Here is a 25,195-nt window from a genome sequence, read left to right as displayed (position 1 = left end):
TTGCATGGTAAAGATTCCGGCAATACCTTTATTTCACATCTGCTATATTCCTCTGAGAATGCAGCATTTCTCACGTCTCATATCTCACATCTCATATCTAAAACATGAAGATAGGATACGATGCTAAACGGGCTTTTTACAATAATACCGGCTTAGGTAATTACAGCCGCTGGTTAATTAAAGGCATAGCGTCGCTCAATCTATCCAACCTTTTATATTTATATACGCCAAAGGCCAAAGCTAATCCACGGCTTAATTTTATTGGCGATTATCCCAGCATTCGCACAGTTACCCCAAAAAGCAAATGGTTCACTTCATGGTGGCGTAGTAAAGGAATTATCAAAGATTTAAAACGTGATGGTATTGAAGTGTACCATGGTTTAAGTCACGAGTTGCCTTCGGGAATCGAACATACCGGCATTAAGTCGGTTGTCACCATGCATGACCTCATCTTCATGCGTTATCCGAAACATTTTGGTGCAGTTAATTACCGTATTTACCTCGCTAAGGTTAAACATGCCTGCCGCGTCACGGATCAAATTATCGCCATAAGCCAAAAAACCAAGGATGACCTTGTCGACCTGCTCAGCATCGCCCCCCAAAAAATAGAAGTTATTTACCAGGGATGTGACCCTTCATTTGCAATTGAACAAACCGCCGCGCAAAAATCGGCTGTAAAAGAAAAATATAAGCTGCCCAACCGCTTTATTTTGAGTGTTGGCACTATTGAGGAACGCAAAAACCTGCTGTTAACCGTTAAGGCTCTAAAAAACATCAATGACATACCACTGGTGGTAATTGGCAAAGAAACCAAATACACAGAATTGGTTAAAACGTATATAACAGCTAATAACTTAAACCACCGGGTAATATTTCTAAAAGACGTTACCTTTGCAGAGCTACCTGCTGTTTATCAGCTGGCATCAGTATTTGTTTATCCATCACGATACGAAGGATTTGGTATACCGGTGTTAGAAGCTTTAAACTGTGGCACGCCGGTTATAGCAGCAACAGGCTCCTGCCTTGAAGAAGCAGGCGGGCCGGGCAGCCTTTATGTGAACCCTGATGATGATGCCGGTCTTGCCGAAAAACTAAACCAGGTGCTTAGTGATGATGGCTTAAGGCAAACCATGATAACCAAAGGCCGCGCTCACGCAGCTAATTTTACCGATGATAAACTAAGCCGGCAATTAATGCAGCTTTACCAAAATATTTTTAACCATGCTTAGAGACGAAGTAGCCAAGGCTTTTAAAATTGTACAAGAGGGTGGCATCATCCTTTACCCTACCGATACCATTTGGGGCATAGGCTGTGACGCCACCAATACCGAAGCCATTCAAAAGATCTATCGCCTAAAACAGCGCGATGAGGCCAAAAGCATGATCATTTTGCTGGATACTGAAAACAAGCTCGAAAGCTATATTAGCGAAGTAAACCCGCTGGCCTTTGAACTGATTGAATACGCCGAAAACCCCTTAACACTGGTAATGCCGGGCGCCAAAAACATTTCTCCGGCATTAATTGCTGCTGATGGCAGTGTGGGGATCAGGGTTGTAAAAGACACCCCTTTTTGCCAGCAATTGATCCAGCGTTTACGCAAACCTTTGGTGTCTACCTCCGCCAATATCAGTGGCAAGCCCTCGCCGCAATATTTTTCGCAGATAGACCAGGAAATTATTGACGGTGTTGATTACGTTGTTGATTTGGAGCAGCATAGCAAAGAGATCAAAACACCATCAACCATCATGAGGTTGGCCCCTGATGGCAGGTTTGAGTTTTTGCGTCGTTAACGAGTGATTAGTTAAAAAGGTATTTTTGAAGATATGTTTTAACAGAAACATTTTTATAAAATCTTTTGTTTACCCCCCTTACATATTCAATATACTGACTATCAATTGTTTAAATCAAAATAACTAAAATTGTGTTAACCCTGTTAACCCCCTGTCGTGCAGAAAGCCGGAAGTATGAGGTCCAAAGTCTGAAGTCTGAAAGTTTTGTTTATTAAGTGGGAAAATACTTAGGACTTAAGACTTTCGACTTTACCGGGGCATTTTACCAATTAATCTTACCTTTGTACCCTTATTAGCGTTTTTAAGCATCAAACTATGCAACAACACCTCAGGCATCCCGTATTTTCTGTTATATCCCGTTTAGCGGGCGAACAAAATGTACAGGCCTATGCTATAGGTGGTTTTGTGCGCGATATTTTCCTGAACCGCCCGTCGAAGGATATTGATATCGTAATTATTGGCAACGGGATAGCCTTTGCCGAAGTTGTTGCCAATACACTTAAAGTTAAACTGGCGGTTTATAAAAACTTCGGTACTGCCTCGCTCAAATACCGCGATCTGGAGATAGAGTTTGTTGGCGCCCGCAAAGAATCATACCGCCGCGACTCGCGCAAGCCAATTGTGGAGAACGGCACTTTGGAAGATGACCAGAAACGCCGCGATTTTACCATCAACGCGCTGGCCATTTCCCTCCACCCGGATACTTTTGGCGAGTTGCTTGATCCCTTTAACGGCATTGCCGACCTGCAAAACAAGCTGATCCGCACACCGCTTAATCCTAACGAAACATTTTCTGATGATCCGCTGCGCATGATGCGGGCCATCAGGTTTGCTACCCAGCTTAATTTCAGGATTGATGATATCGCTGTTGAAGCCATTAAAACCACTGCCGACAGGATCAACATCATATCGCAGGAGCGCATTACCGATGAACTGAACAAGATCATCCTGTCGCCGGTACCATCAATCGGCTTTAATTATTTGTTTGATACCGGGCTGCTGCATAAGATCTTCCCGCAAATGGTAGCCCTTTACGGGGTTGACTATGTAGATGGCAAAGGCCATAAGGATAACTTTTACCATACCCTTCAGGTACTTGACAACATCTGCGAAACTACTGACGACCTATGGTTACGCTGGGCTGCTATACTGCATGACATAGCCAAACCCGCCACCAAACGTTTTGAGCCCGGCCACGGCTGGACTTTTCATGGTCATGAAGACCGGGGCGCACGCATGGTGCCCAAGATCTTCACCCAGCTTAAGCTGCCGCTTAATGAAAAAATGAAGCAGGTTCAAAAGTTGGTGCAGCTGCATTTAAGGCCCATCGTACTTTCACAATCCATAGTTACCGATTCGGCAGTGAGGCGTTTGCTTTTTGAGGCAGGAGACGATATTGAAGCACTCATGTTGTTGTGTAAAGCAGACATCACCACCAAAAATGAATATAAGGTTAAAAAATATCGTAACAATTTTGAGCTTGTTCAACAAAAATTAAAAGACGTTGAGGAGCGCGACAGCATCCGTAACTGGCAGCCGCCGGTTACCGGTAACGATATCATGACCATGTTTGGTATAAAAGAAGGCAGGGAAGTAGGAATAATCAAAAATCAGATCCGCGAAGCCATATTGGAAGGCGAAATTCCTAACAATCGGGAGGCCGCGTTAAGCTTTACAATAAGCAAGGGCCTTGAAATTGGCTTAAAAGTTGTGACTACCCCAAATTAAATTAAAACATTATTATTTTTGTCCAAAATCTACAATAAGCAATGGCAGTATACAGGTTCAGGGTTACTTTTGAAGACTACGATGACGTTACGAGAGAAATTGATGTAAAATCAAATCAAACTTTCGAAGATCTTCACCGCGCAATTCATCAGTCAACCGGTTATAATCCGGAATTTCCTTCATCATTTTATATCAGCAATGATCAGTGGACTAAAGGTGAAGAAATAACTTACCTGCCTAACCAAAGGCGTATTGACCGTGGTGTATCATTAATGAATAAAGTAAAGCTGTTGAGTTTTATTGATGATCCGCACCAAAAATTTTACTATACATTCAATTTCGACCGCCCATTTGATTTTCATGTGGAACTGATGAAGATCATTTTAGATGAAACACCGGGCACTACTTACCCTGCCGTTGTAAAATCAGTTGGCGAAGCGCCTAAACAATTTGGCAATGCATTTAATGCTACCGTTTTACCGCCTGTTACCGAAGACTTCGACTTTTTGAACGAAATGGCCTTTAACCCGGAGGATGCCGAAGATTTTTCGGAAGTTACAGATACCGATGATCTGCCGGAAGAAAAACACAGCGGCGGCGAAGAAGAAGAGGAGGAAGATGAATTCGGCAATGAATTTAGCGATGACGAAGGCTTTGATGATGATGAAAGGCCTGGCCGCGGCGGTAGCGACGATTATTAATCACAAAAAACGAGTATATAAATTATATACTCGTTTTTTATGTTAGGCCGCCTCACTTGTTTTGTTACTTTAACCAGCTCATAATAATTTACCCCATTTATCAATGAATAACAAAAATTACTATGCCATAATTATGGCCGGAGGAATTGGAAGCCGCTTTTGGCCGATAAGCCGTACATCGCACCCCAAACAGTTTATAGATATACTCGGTACCGGTAAAACCTTAATACAAAATACCTACGAACGTTTCCTGAAAGTTTGCCCCAAAGAAAATATTTACGTTGTTACTAACGAAAACTACACCAAACTGGTAAAACAACAATTGCCAGATATGGAGGATCAGCAGATCCTTACCGAACCGGTAATGCGAAACACCGCACCTTGTGTTGCCTATGGCTGTTTTAAAATTGAAAGTCTTAACCCCGATGCTGCCATTGTTGTAGCCCCTTCTGATCAGCAGATCCTGGATGAGGATGCTTTTGTTGCCGCTATCGAAAAATCATTGCAAACCGCCGCTTCAAATGATTATCTGATAACCCTGGGCATTAAACCGTCAAGGCCCGATACCGGTTACGGATATATCCAATATACTGATAACGTTATCAATGATGAGTTTCATAAAGTAAAAACCTTTACCGAGAAACCAACCCTTGAAATAGCTAAAACCTTTATTCAAAGCGGCGACTTTTTATGGAACGCCGGCATCTTTGTTTGGTCGGCCAAAACTATTGTTAAGGCCTTTAATCAGTACCTGCCCGAAATGCACGAGATTTTTGCTGATGCGAAGCCGGTGTACAATTCGGATAAAGAGAAACCTCACGTTCACAATGTATACCAGCAATGCGTTAATATCTCGATAGATTACGGCATTATGGAAAAAGCAGATAATGTATATGTATTACCTTCGGATTTTGGGTGGAGCGATCTGGGTACCTGGGCATCAATATATGACCTTGCCGAAAAGGATTATGTAGGTAATGCCGTTATCCCTGCCGAAAAAGTGATCATGTATGACTCTTCAAACTGTATGGTAAACGTGCCGGGCGAAAAACTGGTAATATTGCAGGGGCTGCATGATTATATCGTAGTAGAATCGAACAACTCCCTGCTCATTTGCCCCCGCGACCAGGAACAGAACATCAAGCAGGTTGTGGCCGATGTAAAGAACAAGTTCGGGACGAAGTATATTTAGTTACCGACATTTTTGATATGAGTAAAGCTTAGGCTTATGAACATGACGCAGGGTAATAAAACCCTCATTGTAGTTGCCGGCCCCACTGCAGTAGGGAAAACAGCTGCAGCTATTAAGTTGGCGCAGCATTTCAATACTGTGGTGGTTTCTGCCGATTCGAGACAATTTTTCAGGGAGATGAGTATTGGTACTGCCAAACCTGATGAAAGCGAGTTGGCTGCGGCCAAACACTACTTTATCAATTCGCACTCCATATCCGAAAGTTTTTCTGTTGGCGATTTTGAAAAACAGGGGCTTGCGCTTTTAGATGAACTTTTTAAAGTACATGATAAGGTGATCCTGGCTGGAGGATCAGGTTTGTACATTAAAGCTATTTGTGAAGGCTTTGATGACTTGCCCGTAGCCGATATTTCAGTCCGTGAAAAACTAAACCAACAACTGGAAAGGGAAGGAATTACTACATTACAAAAACAACTACAACAGGTCGACCCGGATTATTACACCCAGGTCGACCTTAATAATCCTCAGCGTATCATCAGGGCGTTGGAAGTATTTGAAACCTCAGGTAAACCATTTTCATCTTACCGCAACGCTACTGTAAATAAAAGACCTTTTAATATTATCAAACTGGCACTTGATATGCCCCGCGAAAAACTATATGAGCGTATAAACCTTCGCGTCGATCTGATGGTTAAACAAGGCCTTATTCAAGAAGTAAAAAGCCTCCTGCCCTACCGGGAGCTTAATGCTTTAAATACAGTAGGCTATTCTGAGCTGTTTGATCATTTTGATGGCAAGACCAGCCTTGACGAAGCGCTTTTACTTATAAAACAAAATACCAGGCGCTTCGCCAAAAGGCAGCTTACCTGGTTCAGAAAAGATAAAGATTTTGTTTGGTTTGATGCCGGTGTTCCCGATGTTATTGACCAGATGGTCAAAGCCATTGAAACTGCCTCATAATTATTTTATTGCGGCAGCAGGCTTTGCAAATATTTGCCGTAACCACTTTTGATATACTTGTTAACTAACAGCCGCAATTGATCGTCATTGATAAACCCACGGCGGTAAGCAACCTCCTCAATACACCCGATTTTTGTTGACTGGCGTTTTTCGATCACGCGCACATATTCGGTAGCATCGCTCAATGAATCAAACGTACCCGTATCTAACCAGGCTGTTCCCTTATCCATAACGCCAACATGCAGGTTACCCTGTTCAAGGTAAAACTTGTTAACATCGGTAATTTCATACTCACCGCGGGGTGAGGGTTCAAGATCTTTAGCTATTTGAATTACCGAATTATCATAAAAATAAAGACCGGGTACTGCAAATTTCGATTTTGGCTGCAAAGGTTTCTCCTCAATTGACAAGGCCCTGAATTCGGCATCAAACTCAACCACACCGTAACGTTCAGGATCGGCCACATGATAGGCAAAAATAGCTGCGCCATCTACATCATTAAAACTGCGGATCAATTCGTTAAATCCGGTACCATAAAATATATTATCGCCCAATATCAAAGCTACTTTATCATCGCCTATAAATTGCTCGCCAATAACAAAAGCCTGGGCGAGTCCGTTAGGCTTTTCCTGTATAGCATATTCAAATTTACAGCCTAACTCTGTACCATCGCCCAACAACCGCTTAAAACCGGGATTATCTTCGGCTGTAGTAATGATCAGAATTTCTTTGATATCCGCCTGCATCAAAACCGATAGCGGGTAGTATATCATAGGCTTATCATAAATAGGCATCAGTTGTTTACTGATTGCCCTGGTTATAGGATAAAGCCGGGTGCCTGACCCTCCTGCTAAAATAATGCCTTTCATATTTGATTATACTAAGTTTTAAGTAAACGTCCCAAAGTTAGTATATAATAATGCTTCCGTAATATCAGGGCCCATTATTATACTGTTGAACAATGCTATCAGGTATAAAGTTGGTATTTATTGTTCAATATGCAAACTTATATTTTATCTGATTATTTTGAACATAAACCATGTATCAGGCAACAAGCCTTTTTCAAAAGCAAAATCCATTTAATCCCCTCAACATTAGCATAAAATTGTTATTATTGCAGTTTGAACGTTAAAAACTACTATTTAGGTGGATTTAGCGGATTTTCATTGTTAACATGCATAAATATTATCTTACTCATCTGCAGGAATTAGAATCAGAGGCCATTTACGTTATCAGGGAAGTGGTTGCACAATTTGATCGTCCTGCCATCCTGTTTTCGGGCGGGAAAGACTCTATTGTTGTAACACACCTGGCAAAAAAGGCATTCTGGCCCGCTAAAATCCCGATGCCCCTAATCCATATTGATACCGGTCACAACTTTCCTGAAACTATGGAGTTTAGGGATAAGCTGGTTGAAAACCTTGGCGTACAACTTATTGTTGGCTCAGTTCAGGAATCAATTAACAAAGGCCGCGCAGTTGAGGAAAGCGGTATCAACGCCAGCCGAAACGAGTTGCAGATAGTAACCCTGCTTGATACCATCGAAAGCAACAAAATAGATGCCGCTATCGGCGGTGCGCGCCGTGATGAAGAAAAGGCCCGTGCTAAAGAACGTTTCTTCAGTCACCGCGATGAGTTTGGCCAGTGGGATCCTAAAAACCAACGTCCCGAGCTCTGGAATATCTTTAACGGCCGCAAACGCATGGGCGAACACTTCCGTGTGTTCCCGATCAGTAACTGGACCGAAATGGATATCTGGAACTACATTCTGCAGGAAAATATAGCTATACCTTCATTATACTTTGCACACCAGCGTAACGCTGTTTACCGCGATAATACCTGGCTGCCTGCTTCAGAGTTCTTACAGCTTAGGGAGGGTGAAACTATCGAAAACAAACTCATGCGTTTTCGTACACTGGGCGATATCACCATCACCGGCGGCATCGAATCAGACGCCGATACGCTGGAGAAGATAGTTGCTGAAGTATCAGCAACCCGCAGCACCGAACGCGGTAACCGAAGTGACGATAAACGCTCGGATACATCAATGGAAGACAGGAAAAAACAAGGTTATTTTTAAATTTGATTCAATGAGCCTTCAGGCAGTCAAGCCCGGAGCAAAACATACCACCACAATGGAATTATTACGTTTTACTACAGCAGGTAGTGTTGACGATGGGAAAAGCACCCTTATAGGGCGCTTGCTATACGATTCGAAATCCATCTTTGAAGACCAGATGGAGGCTGTAAAACAATCGAGCGAACGAAAAGGGCTTCAGCATGTTGATCTTTCATTATTAACTGATGGTTTACGTTCGGAGCGCGAGCAGGGCATTACCATTGACGTGGCCTACCGCTATTTTGCCACGCCCAAACGTAAATTTATTATAGCCGATACCCCCGGCCATATCCAGTATACCCGCAACATGGTTACCGGCGCTTCAACAGCAAACCTTGCCCTGGTACTTATTGATGCCCGCAAAGGCGTGGTTGAGCAAACCTGCCGCCACTCATTTATTGCATCACTATTAAAAATACCACACATTATTGTTTGTGTAAACAAAATGGATTTGGTTGATTACAGCGAAGAGGCTTTTAACAAAGTAGTTGAACAATATGAAGCTTTTGCAGCAAAAATTGATGTCACCGATATCCGTTTTGTACCTATCAGTGCTTTAGCTGGTGACAATGTGGTTAACGATTCGGAAAACATGCCATGGTACAAAGGCGAAAGCCTGTTACATACCCTGGAGACTATCCATATTGCCAGTGATGAAAACCACTCTGATGCCCGCTTCCCGGTGCAAACAGTGATCCGTCCTCATGCGGATGAATATCATGATTACCGCGGTTATGCCGGCCGGATAGCAGGCGGCATTTTCAGGCCCGGCGATAAGATCACTGTATTGCCGTCAGGGCTAACATCGGCTATAAAATCTATCGATACCTATTCGGGTCCGGTTGAGGAAGCTTTTGCACCAATGTCGGTTTCCATTACTTTGGAGGATGATATTGATGTAAGCCGCGGCGATATGATTGTAAAAGATGACAGCGAACCGCAGGTGAGCCAGGACCTTGACGCCATGATTTGCTGGATGGCAACCCGCAGCCCGCGCCCAGGTGCTAAATATCATCTCAAAACCACCACCCGCGAGGTAATGTCGATCATTAAGGAAGTTTATTATAAACTGGATATCAATACGCTTGAAAAACAGGAAGAAAATACTGATATTAAGATGAACGAAATGGTGAAGATCCGTTTACGCACTACTCAACCCGTAGTGTTTGACGAGTATCGCAAAAACCGTATTACCGGCTCATTGATCCTGGTTGATGAATCAACTAATGAAACGGTAGCAGCAGGGACATTCCTGTAAGCTATTTGGGGAAAAACTAAAAATGCCAGGTTTGTAAGAAAAGCCTGGCATTTTATTTTTTTTAAACTCATTGTTTATTGTGCGGCAGCCAATTTTTTAATACAAGCTTTTAAGCTGTCGCGCCAGTAAGGGATCTCTATATTAAACGTAGCTTTGATCTTAGCCTTATCCAGTACCGAATATGCCGGTCGTTGCGCATTCGTTGGATATTCTGATGTGCGTATTGGGAGTACTTTAACATCAGTACATGAAATATCAAAGATGCCTTTGGCAAAGTCATACCATGACGTTACCCCTTCATTGCTATAATGATAAATGCCATATGCTTTTTTGCCAGCTGTTATGATAGTTAAAATTGCTTCTGCCAGGTCAATAGCATATGTGGGGGTGCCCACCTGGTCTGCAATCACCTTAAGCTCATCACGTTCGGCCCCAAGCCTTAGCATGGTTTTTACAAAATTGTTGCCATACTCGGAGTATAGCCAGCTGGTACGAATTGTATAGTGTTCATCAAGGATTTCCGCAATTGCCTGTTCACCCTCCAGTTTGGTAAGGCCATATACACTGATAGGCTCAGCAATGGCATCTTCTGTGAGTGGCAATGCCACATCGCCCTTAAAAATGAAATCAGTTGAGATCTGAACAAGGGTAGCACCATATGCTTTACAATGCCTGGCAAGATTTGCGGCCCCTGTTTTATTGATCGCCCGGGCCAGGTCAACTTCGTCTTCCGCTTTATCAACAGCGGTATAAGCAGCGCAATTGATAGCAAACGTTGGTTTATATTTTTCAAAAACAATATCGAGCAAATCGTCCCGCAAAATGTCTGCCTCATCTTCGGGCAGGAAATGGATATAATCTATTTTCCTGTCGGCTGCCACTTTCTTTAAGCAGTTACCCAATTGTCCTGATGCTCCAAATACGATGATATTTTGCATTTTTTAGAAGTGTTATTTTTTGATTAAACCAGGATAAAAATTAGAACCCAAAATCAGGAGCATCCTTTAAAAAGGGCAGTTCAAGGTCTTTGTCCGATACCAGCACATCGCTCCCGCTGAGCTGCCAGTCAATATTTAAATCAGGATCGGCATAATGCAGACCACTTTCTGACTCTTTGTTATAGTAGTTATCACATTTATACTGGAATACAGCTTCATCGCTCAATACAATAAAGCCATGGGCAAATCCACGGGGAATAAAAAATTGCTCGTTATTCTGTTCGGTTAAATGCACTCCATGATATTGCCCATAAGTTGCCGATCCCTTGCGCAGGTCGACAGCTACGTCTAATACTTCGCCTTTGGTTACCCTAACCAACTTAGCTTGCGAAAACCGACCTTTTTGCAAGTGCAGGCCACGTAATACACCTTTCGTTGAATAGGATTGATTATCCTGTACAAAATTGACATTGAAGCCCGTAGCATCAGCAAACCGCTGTTGATTAAACGATTCAAAAAAATAACCGCGGTCATCATTAAAAATACGTGGTTTTATTAATAAACATCCCTCAAGCGGGGTTGGTATTATAGTCATACAATATATTAAGATAACTAAAACCGGATTGCGTACCGTTTTCTATTAACGAAGATAAGGCAAAATACGTTACAGAACCCAACGGCATATATAAAAATAAGTAGTATACTTTATTAACGGACCGAAATACAAACAGTTGGCTGCTATATTATTAATGCATTGAACACCTAAGAAAGAGCTGCCAACAGCCGGCCTAATAAATCATTTATTAGGGGTTTTAAACACCAGAAGCCGGCGAAAACCGGCTTCTGGTGTTTAAGTATGACATAAATTACTTATCGTTGAGCAATCAATTCACCCTTGCTTAAAAAGTCAGCGTATGCTAATGCAATACCATCTTCAAGCTTGGTGTGATATTTCCATCCTGCATTTGCCAGTTTTGTAACATCCATTAGCTTTCTGGGTGTACCATCTGGTTTAGAAATATCGAAATTAATTTCGCCCTCATAACCAGTTACTTTTTTTACAAGCTCTGCAAGCTCTTTTATAGTTACATCTTCGCCAGTTCCTATATTAACGAGCCCCGGCTCATTATAGTTCTGCATCAAATAATAGCATGCTTCGGCGAGATCATCAGCAAATAAAAATTCGCGTTTGGGTGTGCCGGTACCCCATATAGTTACCACCGGCACCTGCTGCTCCTTAGCTTCGTGAAAACGACGGATCAAAGCAGGCAAAACATGAGAGTTTTGAGGATGATAATTATCATTATAACCGTACAAGTTGGTAGGCATAGCCGATATATAATTACAGCCATATTGAGCACGATAAGCATCGCACATTTTTATGCCTGCAATTTTGGCTATCGCATATGGTTCATTAGTTTCCTCAAGCGGACCAGTCAACAAGTAATCCTCTTTTAAAGGCTGAGGCGCCAATTTTGGATAGATACAGCTTGAACCCAAAAACATCAGTTTCTTTACCCCATTTAAATACGAGTTATGAATGATATTATTTTGAATTTCCAGATTATCGTATAAAAATTCGGCTCTGTAAGTATTGTTAGCAACAATACCACCAACTTTCGCAGCTGCAAGAAAAACATAATCGGGCTTTTCCTGCCTAAAGAATTCGGATACAGCAACCTGGTCACGAAGGTCGAGTTCTGACGATGAACGCGTTACAAAATTCGTAAAACCCTCACGTTGTAGTTTACGAAAAATTGCGGAACCAACCATGCCACGATGACCAGCTATATATATCTTTGCGTCCTTTTCCATCATAGTTTATTCAAATTGGTTTTTGATAGCATAGCCAGAATCCTTCAATAACTTTTCTCTTCTGAACAGGTCAACGTCGGCTGCAACCATTTCGCTAACAAGTCCTTTCAAGTCGTATTTAGGTTCCCAGCCCAACAATTTCTTTGATTTTGCGGGGTCACCAATCAGTAGATCTACTTCGGTTGGACGGAAATACTTAGCATCAACAGCAACTACTTCCTTACCTATTTCAACCTGAAAATCAGGATTGTTACAGCTAACAACACTTCCAACTTCATTAATCCCCTCGCCTTTAAACTCAACTGTGATACCAACTTCGGCAAAAGCAAGTCTTACAAACTCGCGAACACGAGTAGTTACACCGGTAGCAATCACATAATCAGTAGGTTCATCCTGTTGTAATATTAGGTACATAGCTTCTACATAATCTTTAGCATGTCCCCAATCGCGCTGAGCATCAAGATTACCCAAATACAATTTGTCTTGCAATCCCATTGCTATTTTGGCTGTGGCACGTGTTATTTTACGAGTTACAAAGGTTTCGCCACGCAAGGGACTTTCGTGGTTAAACAATATACCGTTGCAAGCGTAAATGCCATAAGCCTCACGATAATTTACTGTTATCCAATAAGCATACATTTTTGCCACTGCGTATGGTGAACGGGGATAAAATGGTGTGGTTTCAGATTGAGGAACAGCCTGCACTAAACCATACAGTTCAGAAGTAGATGCTTGATATATTTTTGTCTTTTTTTCAAGGCCTAAGATACGAATAGCTTCAAGTAACCTTAAAGTTCCAATGCCATCGGCATTAGCTGTATACTCAGGCGTATCAAAACTAACTTTCACGTGCGACATAGCACCTAAGTTGTATATCTCATCTGGCTGAACTTGCTGGATTATACGAATAAGATTAGTGCTATCACTCAAATCACCGTAATGAAGTGTTAACCTTATTTCGCTATCGTGCGGATCTTGATAAAGATGGTCAATCCTATCTGTATTAAACAATGAACTACGGCGTTTTATACCATGAACTTCATATCCTTTTGAAAATAAGAGTTCCGTTAAATAAGCACCGTCCTGACCGGTTATCCCCGTAATTAAAGCTACTTTTGACATATTGAATGTAATGAATATAGATTAGATGTTTCTATTGAAATTTTATTTTACCAAACCGATTATTGCGCCTTTCATACAATTAAGCCCGAAAACTTTCGAAGATATTAAAAAAAATCTTTTTTTTTAGAAAATTCAATAATTAACTCTTTTTTATCAACGGCTCTACACTTTTACATTATGTATACATAATTATCCAAAATTACCTTTTCTTAAACACATATTTATCTTCACAAGGCCCAAACGGTATGTGTGTAAATACGGCCCTGGTAATAACGCTGGGCGCTATATCATCACCACAAACAAAATCACCAATGCTTTTATCAAAGTCTTCCGCATTGTTCAAAATTGGATAACCACTAAATGCTTCTCCGAAGTTTTTAGCTCTAGAACCGGGGATTACAAGGTCAACAAATAATTTGAATTGCTGTTCGTCGCTAAGATTCAGCACATCAGTAAGGTTTACACGTGGATACTCCTCCATGACACCACCATACGATGCATTGTAGATCTTTTTATTATGCTTATCAAAAAACTTACGCCCAGCAATAAAGTAGTCGAGCATATCGTCAAGCGTAGGATTACGGTAAGCCATTCCTTTACCATCGTACCTTGGGTCAAAGTGATTAGGATCATCATCTTTCTTGCCTACCCAGTCCCGCTCATTTATTTTTGATACGTTTCGTTTCGCAAAAGTCATATCTACCCCAAGCATATAGATTTCTTCAAAACCTAAATAAGCCAATATTTGTAATCCGCCATTTACAACTGTTTTGTTTATGCCACATTTGGGTAAATCAAGTGAGTACTCCGGCTCATCCATATTTAACCAATGGATCTTCGGTGTTTCATCGAGATATTTTTTGAAATTTACATTTGATGGATGTAAGTCGGGGAAAAAAGCGTAATCAACAGCCGGCAAAATTTCCTCATTGATATCCTTGTAAATTTCCTTGAGCTTCAGATCGTCGGTAACCATATAAAAATTAGGTTTCCAATTGAGACGTTCATATAACAAATTAACGCGGTTAAAGCACATAGTATATTCACCTTTTAATAAATGTAAAGGTGTTTTATTAATACTTGGTCCTGCGCCTATAATAAAAACTCGCTGACCTTTATATTTATCTTTCAGCGACTTCCACTTTTCAATATTTACCGTATCTGTTTTCTGAAATAACCGTTTAAGCTTAACAATACTATATTTAATTAAACGCGTGGAAAATACCTTGAAGCCATCTGTAGCGATAATAGTTTTTCCCTTTTTGATTAAACTTTGCATCCTTATAAAATCTATGATCTGCTATTGGTATCAATTGTTGCAAAAACGGTTACAGCGCCACCATTACCATCTTCAACAAACAGTGGGGCAACTATAACCTGGTTAATTTTATTATTGGTCGCTAATAAAGCCATGTCTTCTATCACCAATAAAAATTTTTTATCGTCTTCGGGACACAAGAAGGCCCTATGACTAATTCGCCCTTCAGGTCTGAAATTCCATGACGTTAAAGATATAAAATCAAACCCTACACACCTAAGTGCTGGAAACTTATCCCTAAAGTAATCAGCAAGTTCCGCAGCCAATCCAGGGCTATCATTCCAATACTTATTTTCTGTACGATAATTTTCATAGCCTGTTCGTATCAATAACAATTCTACATTGATATCAATAAGCTCTTCAACTTTCTTTAAATCGTTAATTCCAATTAATACACCATTGGTACAAGGTATATCAACCAAAGACACTACGTTATAAAAGAAATCACCGGCAGGAATATCCTGGATCTTTTTTCCTGTTTCCGAGAAGTGATTGGGCGAATCAATGTGAGTGCCTATATGATTGTTTGAAAATATCCAACACGAACTATTAGCAGTGTCACCTTTTTTTATTGACGAGTTATCCCTTATAATTATCCGGTCTTTATTTCCGTATGACGGGGTACTTTGTGAAATGAGGTGCGAAAGTCGGAGAATCATAGGGTATATTTAAAACTTTGAGGTCTACTCACGATATCAGATAGCAACTTTTATAGTTATTTTCTTAATAAATTCCGGCTCGTTAATATAATGTTGAGGACCATGTCCGTCCTCAGGGAACATGATCGCAAATATGCCGTTACCGATATCAACATAAGTACCCTGGCTTGATGGATCTTTATAGAAGGTACGGTCATGCTCTTCGCTATACGGAATATTTACATTCATACCTTCAATTGGCGACCATTTAACCCTTTCAAGGCCCCTTATAGGATATTGAATGTCAATAACGTGCTTATGAGCTTCATATCCCCTTTCAAAGTTTTCAACGGTATTATATTCGCTAACAATCGCTTTTACGTTATCGTTAATTTTATAAACACCAACTTCAATATCCGGGGTGGCATTTTGTAAATATTGAAGACCAGCATATATATCCTCAGAAATGCCTTTATATGTATCAATATTCTTTAATTTATCAACTATCATTGTATAATTAGTTTAATTCGTTTGTAAAATACTCGTTTAGCCATCCAATAAATTGTTCATCCATCGGCCTTAAATCTTTGAATATTTTGCCGTAACCTTTATTAAGGATCAAGCCCAATGTTTTACCTACGTTCTTTTTGTCTTTGCTTAATGCTACCGTAAATTTATCAAGCGAGATATCAGTAATAGAAGTTCCCTCCCATACTTGTTTTAATAACTCCCTTATGTTTTGACGCACCGAATTATCAATGTATCCAAGCTTTACTGATACAAAATTGGCCATATCCATACCGTAACTTACAGCAATTCCGTGAGGTATCCGATAATTAGTTAATGATTCGATAGCATGCCCGAATGAATGCCCGTAATTAAATACAAGGCGTTCGTTTTTGTCAAATTCATCCCGCTCAATGTAGCCTTTCTTTATTTCCAGGCTTCTGTTAATGATACCGGCTAAAACTTTTTTATCTGTTAGGGCCTGCGCATATTCATTTTTAAACCTTGTAAAATCCTCTTCGCCTGATACAATAAAATAATGACACATCTCGCCCATCCCTGATTTTAGATCCCAGGTTGAAAGCGTATCCAAAAACTGGAGGTTAATAAATATCTGATTGGGTGGATAAAAGCCTCCCAGCTGATTTTTGTATTGATTAAAATTGATAGAAGTTTTACTTCCGATACAACTATCGCCCTGGGCAAGTAATGACGTAGGGAAGAAGTACCAGTCAACACCACGGTACATGATTGATGCTATAAATGCTGTAGCATCCTGGGTTATACCTCCGCCTATGGCTACCAACCTGTGGTTTTTTCTGAAACCATTATCTATCAGGTTTTCAATTATAGGCATTACCCCCTGGTAGCTTTTAACACTTTCGGAAGCATCAATACCAATGTGCCAATACAAATCAAGTACAGGCTGAAGCAGATCTTTATACAGTTCCTTTATTTTGTTATCAATAATAATTACGTCGCCCTCTTTAAGTTCATGAAGCAATACAGCTTGTGTATCATCAATAAACTGTACGCCATAATCATGAACAATCGATTTAATTTTAAAATTATACATTGGTATATCCTCCGTCAACAATTATATTTTGACCTGTTAAATAAGTATTTAAATTGCTGCTTAAAAAAAGTACAACATTGGCAATTTCTACAGGTTGAGCCATCCTGTTCATGGGGATAACTTCTGTTAGTTTCTTCAAATCCTCGGCCGAATTTGTAGTAGCTGTAAGCTCTGTAAGCGTAAAACCGGGCCCAACTGCATTTACCAGGATATCATATTTACCTAATTCAATAGCCAATGTTTTAGTAAGTCCGACAATGGCATTTTTATTCGCAGTGTAAACAGAACGCCCTGGTCTGGTAATAGCACTCCAGATAGAGGTGATATTAACAATACGGCCGTAACAGTTTTTTTTCATCAGTTTACTAACTTCCCGGCAAAGCACGTACGGCCCTTTTACGTTAACATTATGCAGTAAATCAAAATCAGCATCCGTAGTGTCTACATTGAGTGCAACCTTATTGATCCCTGCATTATTTATAAGCACATCTATCCTATCCAATTCATTTAGCCTTAACAAAAATTGCTCAACCGACTCAACCTTGGCGAAATCAAGTTGTAAATAGCTGATCCGATCAATGGTATTTTCATTATTTAACCGCTCAATTTCGACAGCGTTGGTTCCTGTTAAGATTACGGAGCAACCGGCCTCCAGAAAGCGTTCGGCTATAGCACTACCTATACCCCTTGTACCACCAGTTATGAGCGCTACTTTACCGGTTAAATCAATCTTTATGTTAGATATGCCATCCATACAGAATGATTAGTTAGCAGTAAGTGCTAAAAATTCCTCGTCGGTTGAAAGGTAGTTTACGATTATATGATTTAATATCATATGCACATCTTCAATCGGGCCGTAATCACCTTTAGGATTTGGCGTATATAGTGGAATAGTTGATATTTCGTTTAATTTTCCACCCAGGAAGCCTACAAATGCAATTGACGTACCACCTAATTCATTAGCATATTCGGCAGCTTTAACTAAATTTGGTGAATTTCCGCTTGCCGATATAGCAATTAAAACGTCGCCTGAAACAAACTGACCACGCATTTGCTCAACAAAAACGTCATCAAAGTTATTATCATTACCTATTGCGGTAATCATAGGTACGTTATCTGTTAAAGCGATAATTTTAGGGCGAAACTTTGAAAAATAACGAACGAAGAACCTAAAGTCGGCCTGCATGTGAGATGCGGTAGCAGCGCTTCCGCCGTTGCCAACAACGTAAATAGTATTTCCGTTTTTAAACGCAGTGATCATAGCGGTAATTACCTGCTCCAGTTTCGCAACTTCAATTTTATTTAAAATATCAGTCAAACGAGTGATATAGTCACCCAGATAGTTTTTAACTTTTTCTTGTCTTTCCATTATAATAGATTTTTATATTTTTTGTTGTAAGTTATTGATTAAAAATCCTTTTGCTCGTACACTTTATCTATAATACGCATAAGCTTATAAGCATCATCTGAATTACCTATGGCAATAGGGGTACCAGTATTAATTGAGTCAAAAAAATGGTCCATTTCGTAACGCCAGCTGTTATTATCCACATATTTGGTCACTATCTCATCTTTCCAAGTTGCCGCAGGAGCTGTAGACCTGTTTTTAGCAATGGAAAGTGTTTCTTCGCCATATGACATTGAGGAGGTTATAAGACCGTTTAATACCATATAGCCTTTTTCAAGAAATATCTCTAACGAAAACAAATGGCGCCATTGCGACATAGTAGAGTGTAACGAAGCCACTTTACCGGTTGCCGATTCTTTAAGGATTACAAAAGCATTATCTTCAACATCCATATGCCAATAGAGGTTTGAAACTTCTGCCTTAACGACATCAAAATCGCCAGACAGGTATAGGAACAGATCAAGCATATGAATACCCTGGTCCATTAAAATACCACCACCCGCTAACTCCTTTTTAGCACGCCATTGGTTAAAATAATCGCTGGTTACACTTTTACCGTAACGGCCACGCAACCATAATACCTTCCCATATTCACCACTGTCGATCAACTTTTTGATATGCATAACGCTATCATGATGGCGGTGATTAAAACCATACATCAATTTTTTGCCGCTGGCTGCCTCAGCCTTTTGAATCTCCAATATATCTGCACCGGTAAAAGCAGGTGGTTTTTCGCAAAAAACGTGTTTGCCGGCATTCAGTGCCCGTATGGTTAAATTTTTATTTAAAAAATTGGGGGTGCAAACTATGATAGCATCTATATCTGCATGATTTATAATTTCTTCATGGCTGATATTGGGGATGCCTTTTATCTCAGTTTCTCCATTGGGCTCAGATACAGCTATTACAACGCCTTTTTTAATTTCATCGATAGCCTGATGCCGGATTTTTCCCATTACACCATAACCTATTATACCAATTTTGTAATTCATAGTATGTATTATTTTAGTGCGTTAATTAAGTTTTTAACAGCGTCGATCTCCATAAGTAATTTCCCCTCCTCGGCATACGAACCAAGGTGAGGGGTAAGCACAACATTATCCAGGTCACATAGCGGCCCGGCGTAGGGCTCTGCCGAAAAAACGTCAATTGCCGCTCCGGTTAATTTATTAGTTGAAAGTGCATTATACAACGCGTCTTCATCAACTATTCCGCCGCGGGATATATTTATCAGGAACCCACCTGTTTTCATCAAATCAATCTGTTTAGTGCCTATTACCACTGACCCGTCTTCGTTGCCAGGAACATGAATGGTAACGATATCGGCTTTGGTCAATAAGGTATTAAAATCTACCAATTCGACGCCGTTATCTGTTGCCCAAGCAGCGTCGGCATATGGATCATAACCAATAACCGGATTACCTATCCCCCTAAACAATTGCGATACCAGTTTACCAATGCGTCCTAAACCTACAACCCCCACAACTTTATTAAGAAATAGATTACCAACCTGCTTTTTCCACACCTTATTTCTTAGATCAGCGTGAGCCTGTGGTATTTTACGCAGTAATGACAGTGTCATAGCCAGCGTTAATTCTGCAACTGCCCTGGTTGGTCCATCGGGGGTATTGGTTACAATAATTCCTTTTTCGGATGCGTATTTTAGATCTACGCTATCCATACCTATACCAACGCGACTAATGCATTTCAAGTTAGGTAATGCATCCATAACCCTTGCTGTGAGTGGTTCTACACCGGCAACTATACCAACACAATCTTTGGCTATCTCAATAACCTCATCTTCTGTCAATTTTCTTCCGTAAGGATTATTAATTACTTCATAACCATTTTGGACAAGCAATTCGACAGGCTCATTTCCAACTTGGCCAAAAGACGAGGGAGATGTTAATATTTTCATAGTATAAATTATCGTTCTTTGTTACAATTGTTATGTTAACAAAATGTATTGAGTTTTAAATTACTTAGTCCAGTATTGAGGTGTTACATTTTGAGTGGACTGATATTTTCTGGCGATTAATAAAGCTTCGGCAAGTCTAAAATCTTTTTCCTCACTTACCTTCACAGCAACCAATGGGTCAAGGGGCCAAAAAAGCCTGTTTACGCCGAAATATCCACTACGATTGTTTTCGTAGAGTTTTTTAAAAACATTTGCATTCCATATAGTAACGGCCCAATTACATATTGTAATTACCCGATTATTCTGTGACGGAGCTAGCGGTCCGTCAACTACAATATTTATTGGTTCATTATCAACAAACGACTGCATTTGTGTTTGTGTACAACCGATAAGTGTGTCTGCATCTGATGCTGAATATGCTTCAAGTGCACCCTGGATATCGACTTCTCTTATAAGAGGACAAACAGGATTAATAAGCACCAGTGTATCTGGATTTTTGGCTTTAATAAAATCATAGGTAAAATCTTCACCTGTTGCATCATCGCCACCTAATAATGCTGGCCTACGATAAACTTTGCAGTTCAAGCTTTCAGCGATTGCCGCAAGTGAATCATCATCAGTGTTAACATAAACTTCATCTAATAGACTACTGTTTAAAGCACTTTCGATACTGTAGACAATCATTGGTTTACCATCCATGTACCTGAGATTTTTTGACTGTACCCTTTTGCTTCCTCCTCTTGCGGGTATATGAGCTATTACTTTTCCTAATTTCATAAAGTGGGATTATAATATTTAGCCTTAATCCGGTTAGTTTTTTGATAGTTTATCAGCCTTTAAATTTATAATCTTCAAGCCGCTGTAATCGTTAATATTAAGAGTTTTATTACGCAAAATCTTGTTAAATAAAATAGTAAACTCGTCACCGCCAGCCCTGTTAACGTGGTCGGCATTTGCGTAAAGTCTTATGTTATTTGCCATTGGTTCATACCTGGAAAAATTGTAGTATGCAGCACCGGTTTCATTGCAGATTTCTTCCATAAAATGTTCTGTCTCTTCGATATCGGCCTGTGGATACAAATTTGTATAATCCTTATAGTATGGAGGGGTAAACAAAATACATTTAATGTTACGAGCCTTTAAAAAAGTGATAATATCCTTCAGGTCGCTAACATATTGCGTTCGGATATTCGGATTATATTCAAGGGCCAGAGTTTTATCCTGGCTGTGGTTATGAGCCTGTACAGGGGCAGATTTTATAATCTTTACCGAATCGAATGGCGCTGCTTTTGTAATTGGATCCTCCTCAAACTCCTTTTTTCCAATCACTATATTTTTAATGGCTCCAAAACCATAATCAGCATGCATAAAAGCAAACATTTTTCCAAACACCATATTATTATAGTCTTTGGGTGAAACCAACTTGTATGACGGGATAGAAGCATATAATGCTTTTCTCGCATCATTCAGGTTGCCATTTGATAACGCCTCATTATCAAAATAAAGCGATGAATATGAAATACAGATCAGTACTTCTTTAAGATTTTTCATTTGCGGTGCAAAATATTCCAGGCTGTATTTTATTGAAGCAATATCTTCACCTCCTAAAGAAAGATTTTGGCCTTTAACATCCCAATGGTCATAATGTAGGGCTACACCATGTGAGCGGCCAAAGGTAAGGGATCTAAGGCTATCTTTCTGCGACATCAAATTCTTTACCCATTCCCGTTCGGTGACTATATCTGGTGCAGGAAAAGTAAAATTCAGAAACTGGCAAATGCCAATTACAATTGCAAAATAGATAATGGCTTTTATTAAAATTTTGTTTTTCATATAGATTAGAACTGAAAATATATGAACTCATTTATCCCCAGTTTACCAAACCATAATACCACGAAGGTTATGGCTATGTAAAAACTCCACCTAACCGGCGTCGAGCTATTGAGTATCACGTTTGATAGGCCTTCTTTACGTAATGAAAAGTTCACCCCTACAAGTAATAAAATAAATACTATAGATAAACACAGGTCATAAAACTTGAGCCCTATTAAACCCTCTGCTCCACCGATAGTAAACAGGGATGCAATATCATGCCCTACATTTTTAAACTCAAATATCTTTTGAAACACAGTGACAGCATCACCTAAATTATTTGCTCTGAAAAAAGTCCATGCTATTACTACTACTACATAAGTAATAAACCATCTTATGATATTTGCCGGAGAAATGCCGCTTGTGATTTGACGGATCCTATCGCCGTAAACAAACCTTTCAATAATTAGCATTAAGCCGTGAATTGCGCCCCAGATCAAAAAAGTGTAATTAGCCCCATGCCACAACCCACTAACCACAAACACCAGCATTGTATTAAATATCCATTTAGATTTTGATACTTTATTGCCCCCAAGAGGTATATAAAGGTAATCTCTAAACCATGTAGATAATGAAATATGCCATCTGCGCCAGAACTCGGTGATTGTTTTGGAAAAATATGGCTGTTTAAAATTCACAATAAGATCAACCCCGAATAGCTTGGATACACCTAAAGCTATATCCGAATAACCTGAAAAATCGCAATAAATCTGATAGGTAAAAAACAATGTTGCAATTATCAATGATACCGTAGTAGCATTCTCAACATGATTATAAACGTGATTCACTGCTATTGCCAATCTATCGGCAATTACCATTTTCTTAAATAAACCCCAAAAAATTAAGATAAACCCTTTTTTAAAGTTGTTGTAATCATAATTTTTAAGATACTGCAATTGCGGCAAGAGATTTTCGGAACGGGCAATAGGGCCGGCCACTAATTGAGGGAAAAAAGACACAAACAATAAAAACCTGGCCAGGTTATGCTCGGGTTTAATACGCCCGTTATATACATCTATTACGTAGCTTATTGAATGGAATGTATAGAAAGATATACCTACCGGTAATAACAAATGCAAAAAATCAAAATGATACGAGCCATGCATTGCAGTAGCGATATCCTCAACTGCTTTAATCACGAAATTAAAATATTTGAAAATAAACAGAATGCCGAAATTTATGGTAAGACTAAGGGCCATAAACAGCTTTCGATATTTTTTATTGGCAGGGTTGTCAATAAGCCTCGCGGTCACAAAACAGGAAGCCGATGTAAAAAATATTAAACCAAGGTACATCCAATCCCAACATGCATAAAAGAAATAACTCGCCGCCAAGAGAAAATATAAACGACCTTTTTGGTTTAGTAACGGGTAAATTATGAGAACTACGAATAAAAAAACAACAAACTCGATAGAATTAAAAAGCATACAATTTATTTTTTTGGAATGCGTTCATATATATTTGTATTTCGCAATCGGGCTGATCTCAGTATATTTTTACTCTCCAAAACAAAGTAAAACCATTATCAAAAACACATTTGCCCATTCAACAATGGGCCAATGCTGCCGTTTAAGGAAGCAAACAAAATTAAAATGGTCTGAACCTTGCTGCGAAGCCTGCAAAATGTATAAACATTCTGCAAGTGAAGAATACCATGTGTTGCACCGGGTTTTTAGCTAAAATTTTTCCATAATAATAACGGTATTTCCAATAGGCCGAGCTCCTGAAATCAAAAAACTTTGGTTTAAAGTCCTTAAATCCATACTTTTCCTTTATATCAACAGCTGCTGTTGTATTGGTATACTCCATTACCAGGGCACGTGATGAAACCAGCAGTTTATAACCTGCATATTTAGCACGCAAGGGTAATTCCGTATCGCCACGGTGTTTAAAGTGTTCAAAATCAAATAAACCTAACTCATGAAATACCTCTATTGGGATATAAATACCGCGGCCTATCAAATCAAATGACTCAATTAACAGAGGCTTGCTAAATGAAGAAAGTTTTCTGTTACGATGATAATATTTTGAATAGGCAAACCATGGATGAGTTGATTTTCCGGCATATGTAATCCGATCTCCGTCAGCAACATCAACAGTCAGGGAGCCTATTAATGCTTTAGGGTTTTCTCCCGCAACAGCCATTAGGTTCTCGATCCAGTTCTCGTTAAATTTAACGTCATCATTTTGCAAAATGATCCCTTTTATGTGCGGATGATTCTTCAAAACATAATCAATACCCAAATTAACAGAACCGGTCCACCACCAACTGCCATCTCCATTAACAGCAATTACTTCCGGAAAATCGTTTTGAAGTATTTCAGCAGTCCCATCCGATGAACCATCGTTAACAACGATTACCAATTCAGGCTGAACTGTTTGTGTCCTTATCATTGACAAGCATTCTACAAGCAATTTTTTCCTATTAAAAGTAGGAACTACAATGGCTACTGGTATTTTCATAAATTAGTGTAAACAAATCAACTTATACCATCTGCAAATTTTAATCTGCCTGGTAGTAATTATATTTTATGCCCCTTTTTGCAATCGGCCTAGCAGATTTCCACCAGGTAAAATACAAAACGAAATTTTCAAGTATATCAAAATGCTATATCTGCTCTATTTAACCGAACCCAATTCGTGATTATTGAAAAGCAGATATGGCGAAAATAAATTTAAAAGAAACCACTTTAAAAAACATACTTATAGATTAACCTATTTTTAAATCTATTTGGAATACGTTCGGCTAAACTCTCGCCCTTCTATTATCATGCCTTTAAAGCAGCACTGGAGCAAAGCTAAAGCGATTCAAAAAAAATTAGCAAAATGTCAATT

Annotated in this window: 25 protein-coding genes; 8 read left to right on the top strand and 17 right to left on the bottom strand. The window is 39.6% G+C overall.

Going from position 1 to position 25,195, the window contains the following annotated elements; genetic code table 11:
• The first annotated feature begins 104 nt into the window (after positions 1–104).
• From ACEN82_RS02630 to miaA, 6 genes are all read left to right on the top strand, one after another.
• Positions 105–1,229: a glycosyltransferase family 4 protein gene (locus ACEN82_RS02630; protein WP_413320203.1), complete on the top strand. Its 1,125-nt coding sequence runs from the start codon at positions 105–107 to the stop codon at positions 1,227–1,229.
• Entirely contained in the window at positions 1,222–1,791 is a 570-nt protein-coding gene (locus ACEN82_RS02625) for an L-threonylcarbamoyladenylate synthase (protein ID WP_091166671.1), read from the top strand. Before ACEN82_RS02630 ends, ACEN82_RS02625 begins: the two co-directional genes overlap by 8 nt.
• A 315-nt stretch (positions 1,792–2,106) precedes the next feature.
• On the top strand, positions 2,107–3,519 hold the full coding sequence (locus tag ACEN82_RS02620; protein WP_413320205.1) for a CCA tRNA nucleotidyltransferase: 1,413 nt from the start codon (positions 2,107–2,109) through the stop codon (positions 3,517–3,519).
• Between the two features lie 41 nt (positions 3,520–3,560).
• Complete coding sequence (locus tag ACEN82_RS02615; protein WP_413320207.1) at positions 3,561–4,220, top strand: IS1096 element passenger TnpR family protein; 660 nt, start codon at positions 3,561–3,563, stop codon at positions 4,218–4,220.
• 103 nt (positions 4,221–4,323) lie between these two features.
• On the top strand, positions 4,324–5,412 hold the full coding sequence (locus tag ACEN82_RS02610; RefSeq protein ID WP_149354002.1) for a mannose-1-phosphate guanylyltransferase: 1,089 nt from the start codon (positions 4,324–4,326) through the stop codon (positions 5,410–5,412).
• Positions 5,413–5,448: 36 nt separating this feature from the next.
• The gene (gene miaA, locus ACEN82_RS02605; protein ID WP_413320209.1) at positions 5,449–6,372 is read left to right on the top strand and encodes a tRNA (adenosine(37)-N6)-dimethylallyltransferase MiaA; all 924 of its coding nucleotides are present in this window, start codon (positions 5,449–5,451) and stop codon (positions 6,370–6,372) included.
• Positions 6,373–6,377: 5 nt separating this feature from the next.
• Here miaA and rfbA read toward each other — a convergent pair whose 3' ends face one another.
• Positions 6,378–7,241 (bottom strand): glucose-1-phosphate thymidylyltransferase RfbA, encoded by an 864-nt coding sequence (gene rfbA / locus ACEN82_RS02600; protein WP_090528569.1) that lies wholly within the window; start codon positions 7,239–7,241, stop codon positions 6,378–6,380.
• A 305-nt stretch (positions 7,242–7,546) separates the two neighbouring features.
• Between rfbA and cysD the strand changes: the two genes are divergently transcribed.
• Both cysD and cysN read left to right on the top strand, forming a co-directional pair.
• Positions 7,547–8,452, top strand: coding sequence for a sulfate adenylyltransferase subunit CysD (cysD, locus tag ACEN82_RS02595; protein WP_090528572.1), 906 nt, complete (start codon positions 7,547–7,549; stop codon positions 8,450–8,452).
• Between the two features lie 10 nt (positions 8,453–8,462).
• Entirely contained in the window at positions 8,463–9,749 is a 1,287-nt protein-coding gene (gene cysN / locus ACEN82_RS02590; protein WP_112652831.1) for a sulfate adenylyltransferase subunit CysN, read from the top strand.
• Between the two features lie 74 nt (positions 9,750–9,823).
• On the opposite strand, the gene rfbD is transcribed toward cysN, so the two are convergent.
• From rfbD to ACEN82_RS02510, 16 genes are all read right to left on the bottom strand, one after another.
• On the bottom strand, positions 9,824–10,687 hold the full coding sequence (gene rfbD / locus ACEN82_RS02585) for a dTDP-4-dehydrorhamnose reductase (RefSeq protein ID WP_413320212.1): 864 nt from the start codon (positions 10,685–10,687) through the stop codon (positions 9,824–9,826).
• 40 nt (positions 10,688–10,727) lie between these two features.
• Positions 10,728–11,282: a dTDP-4-dehydrorhamnose 3,5-epimerase gene (gene rfbC / locus ACEN82_RS02580; protein ID WP_090528581.1), complete on the bottom strand. Its 555-nt coding sequence runs from the start codon at positions 11,280–11,282 to the stop codon at positions 10,728–10,730.
• 275 nt (positions 11,283–11,557) lie between these two features.
• Positions 11,558–12,502 (bottom strand): GDP-L-fucose synthase, encoded by a 945-nt coding sequence (gene fcl, locus ACEN82_RS02575; protein WP_413320340.1) that lies wholly within the window; start codon positions 12,500–12,502, stop codon positions 11,558–11,560.
• 6 nt (positions 12,503–12,508) lie between these two features.
• Positions 12,509–13,624: a GDP-mannose 4,6-dehydratase gene (gene gmd / locus ACEN82_RS02570; protein ID WP_413320214.1), complete on the bottom strand. Its 1,116-nt coding sequence runs from the start codon at positions 13,622–13,624 to the stop codon at positions 12,509–12,511.
• Between the two features lie 199 nt (positions 13,625–13,823).
• Positions 13,824–14,903, bottom strand: a complete 1,080-nt coding sequence (locus ACEN82_RS02565) for a 6-hydroxymethylpterin diphosphokinase MptE-like protein (RefSeq protein WP_413320216.1) — start codon at positions 14,901–14,903, stop codon at positions 13,824–13,826.
• Positions 14,904–14,914: 11 nt separating this feature from the next.
• Positions 14,915–15,601: a cyclase family protein gene (locus tag ACEN82_RS02560; RefSeq protein ID WP_413320218.1), complete on the bottom strand. Its 687-nt coding sequence runs from the start codon at positions 15,599–15,601 to the stop codon at positions 14,915–14,917.
• A gap of 36 nt (positions 15,602–15,637) precedes the next feature.
• Positions 15,638–16,090, bottom strand: a complete 453-nt coding sequence (locus ACEN82_RS02555) for a NanQ anomerase/TabA/YiaL family protein (RefSeq protein WP_413320220.1) — start codon at positions 16,088–16,090, stop codon at positions 15,638–15,640.
• A gap of 7 nt (positions 16,091–16,097) precedes the next feature.
• The gene (locus ACEN82_RS02550) at positions 16,098–17,162 is read right to left on the bottom strand and encodes an AroB-related putative sugar phosphate phospholyase (cyclizing) (protein WP_413320222.1); all 1,065 of its coding nucleotides are present in this window, start codon (positions 17,160–17,162) and stop codon (positions 16,098–16,100) included.
• A complete protein-coding gene (locus ACEN82_RS02545; RefSeq protein WP_413320224.1) occupies positions 17,155–17,916 on the bottom strand; it encodes an SDR family NAD(P)-dependent oxidoreductase in 762 nt (253 codons plus the stop codon). The genes ACEN82_RS02550 and ACEN82_RS02545 overlap by 8 nt, the downstream gene beginning before the upstream one ends.
• Before the next feature lie 9 nt (positions 17,917–17,925).
• Positions 17,926–18,531: a D-sedoheptulose-7-phosphate isomerase gene (locus ACEN82_RS02540; protein ID WP_413320226.1), complete on the bottom strand. Its 606-nt coding sequence runs from the start codon at positions 18,529–18,531 to the stop codon at positions 17,926–17,928.
• Positions 18,532–18,569: 38 nt separating this feature from the next.
• Positions 18,570–19,562 (bottom strand): Gfo/Idh/MocA family protein, encoded by a 993-nt coding sequence (locus ACEN82_RS02535; RefSeq protein ID WP_413320228.1) that lies wholly within the window; start codon positions 19,560–19,562, stop codon positions 18,570–18,572.
• Positions 19,563–19,570: 8 nt separating this feature from the next.
• Positions 19,571–20,488 (bottom strand): phosphoglycerate dehydrogenase, encoded by a 918-nt coding sequence (locus ACEN82_RS02530; protein ID WP_413320230.1) that lies wholly within the window; start codon positions 20,486–20,488, stop codon positions 19,571–19,573.
• 60 nt (positions 20,489–20,548) lie between these two features.
• Positions 20,549–21,265: an acylneuraminate cytidylyltransferase family protein gene (locus tag ACEN82_RS02525; RefSeq protein ID WP_413320232.1), complete on the bottom strand. Its 717-nt coding sequence runs from the start codon at positions 21,263–21,265 to the stop codon at positions 20,549–20,551.
• A gap of 33 nt (positions 21,266–21,298) precedes the next feature.
• Positions 21,299–22,321 (bottom strand): hypothetical protein, encoded by a 1,023-nt coding sequence (locus ACEN82_RS02520; protein WP_413320234.1) that lies wholly within the window; start codon positions 22,319–22,321, stop codon positions 21,299–21,301.
• A gap of 5 nt (positions 22,322–22,326) precedes the next feature.
• A complete protein-coding gene (locus ACEN82_RS02515) occupies positions 22,327–23,499 on the bottom strand; it encodes an MBOAT family O-acyltransferase (RefSeq protein WP_413320236.1) in 1,173 nt (390 codons plus the stop codon).
• Positions 23,500–23,947: 448 nt separating this feature from the next.
• A complete protein-coding gene (locus ACEN82_RS02510; RefSeq protein WP_413320238.1) occupies positions 23,948–24,823 on the bottom strand; it encodes a glycosyltransferase family 2 protein in 876 nt (291 codons plus the stop codon).
• Positions 24,824–25,195 lie beyond the last annotated feature (372 nt).

The organism is Mucilaginibacter sp. Mucisp73 (assembly GCF_059491465.1).
The sequence above is the reverse complement of the archived record's forward strand: the minus strand, read 5'-3'. Positions and strand labels throughout refer to the sequence as shown.

Bases quoted from the DNA above. Each gene is read 5' to 3' on its own strand.
- ACEN82_RS02630 (WP_413320203.1), top strand. From the start codon at position 105: ATGAAGATAGGATACGATGCTAAACGGGCTTTTTACAATAATACCGGC.
- ACEN82_RS02625 (WP_091166671.1), top strand. From the start codon at position 1,222: ATGCTTAGAGACGAAGTAGCCAAGGCTTTTAAAATTGTACAAGAGGGT.
- ACEN82_RS02620 (WP_413320205.1), top strand. From the start codon at position 2,107: ATGCAACAACACCTCAGGCATCCCGTATTTTCTGTTATATCCCGTTTA.
- ACEN82_RS02615 (WP_413320207.1), top strand. From the start codon at position 3,561: ATGGCAGTATACAGGTTCAGGGTTACTTTTGAAGACTACGATGACGTT.
- ACEN82_RS02610 (WP_149354002.1), top strand. From the start codon at position 4,324: ATGAATAACAAAAATTACTATGCCATAATTATGGCCGGAGGAATTGGA.
- miaA (WP_413320209.1), top strand. From the start codon at position 5,449: ATGAACATGACGCAGGGTAATAAAACCCTCATTGTAGTTGCCGGCCCC.
- rfbA (WP_090528569.1), bottom strand. From the start codon at position 7,241: ATGAAAGGCATTATTTTAGCAGGAGGGTCAGGCACCCGGCTTTATCCT.
- cysD (WP_090528572.1), top strand. From the start codon at position 7,547: ATGCATAAATATTATCTTACTCATCTGCAGGAATTAGAATCAGAGGCC.
- cysN (WP_112652831.1), top strand. From the start codon at position 8,463: ATGAGCCTTCAGGCAGTCAAGCCCGGAGCAAAACATACCACCACAATG.
- rfbD (WP_413320212.1), bottom strand. From the start codon at position 10,687: ATGCAAAATATCATCGTATTTGGAGCATCAGGACAATTGGGTAACTGC.
- rfbC (WP_090528581.1), bottom strand. From the start codon at position 11,282: ATGACTATAATACCAACCCCGCTTGAGGGATGTTTATTAATAAAACCA.
- fcl (WP_413320340.1), bottom strand. From the start codon at position 12,502: ATGGAAAAGGACGCAAAGATATATATAGCTGGTCATCGTGGCATGGTT.
- gmd (WP_413320214.1), bottom strand. From the start codon at position 13,624: ATGTCAAAAGTAGCTTTAATTACGGGGATAACCGGTCAGGACGGTGCT.
- ACEN82_RS02565 (WP_413320216.1), bottom strand. From the start codon at position 14,903: ATGCAAAGTTTAATCAAAAAGGGAAAAACTATTATCGCTACAGATGGC.
- ACEN82_RS02560 (WP_413320218.1), bottom strand. From the start codon at position 15,601: ATGATTCTCCGACTTTCGCACCTCATTTCACAAAGTACCCCGTCATAC.
- ACEN82_RS02555 (WP_413320220.1), bottom strand. From the start codon at position 16,090: ATGATAGTTGATAAATTAAAGAATATTGATACATATAAAGGCATTTCT.
- ACEN82_RS02550 (WP_413320222.1), bottom strand. From the start codon at position 17,162: ATGTATAATTTTAAAATTAAATCGATTGTTCATGATTATGGCGTACAG.
- ACEN82_RS02545 (WP_413320224.1), bottom strand. From the start codon at position 17,916: ATGGATGGCATATCTAACATAAAGATTGATTTAACCGGTAAAGTAGCG.
- ACEN82_RS02540 (WP_413320226.1), bottom strand. From the start codon at position 18,531: ATGGAAAGACAAGAAAAAGTTAAAAACTATCTGGGTGACTATATCACT.
- ACEN82_RS02535 (WP_413320228.1), bottom strand. From the start codon at position 19,562: ATGAATTACAAAATTGGTATAATAGGTTATGGTGTAATGGGAAAAATC.
- ACEN82_RS02530 (WP_413320230.1), bottom strand. From the start codon at position 20,488: ATGAAAATATTAACATCTCCCTCGTCTTTTGGCCAAGTTGGAAATGAG.
- ACEN82_RS02525 (WP_413320232.1), bottom strand. From the start codon at position 21,265: ATGAAATTAGGAAAAGTAATAGCTCATATACCCGCAAGAGGAGGAAGC.
- ACEN82_RS02520 (WP_413320234.1), bottom strand. From the start codon at position 22,321: ATGAAAAACAAAATTTTAATAAAAGCCATTATCTATTTTGCAATTGTA.
- ACEN82_RS02510 (WP_413320238.1), bottom strand. From the start codon at position 24,823: ATGAAAATACCAGTAGCCATTGTAGTTCCTACTTTTAATAGGAAAAAA.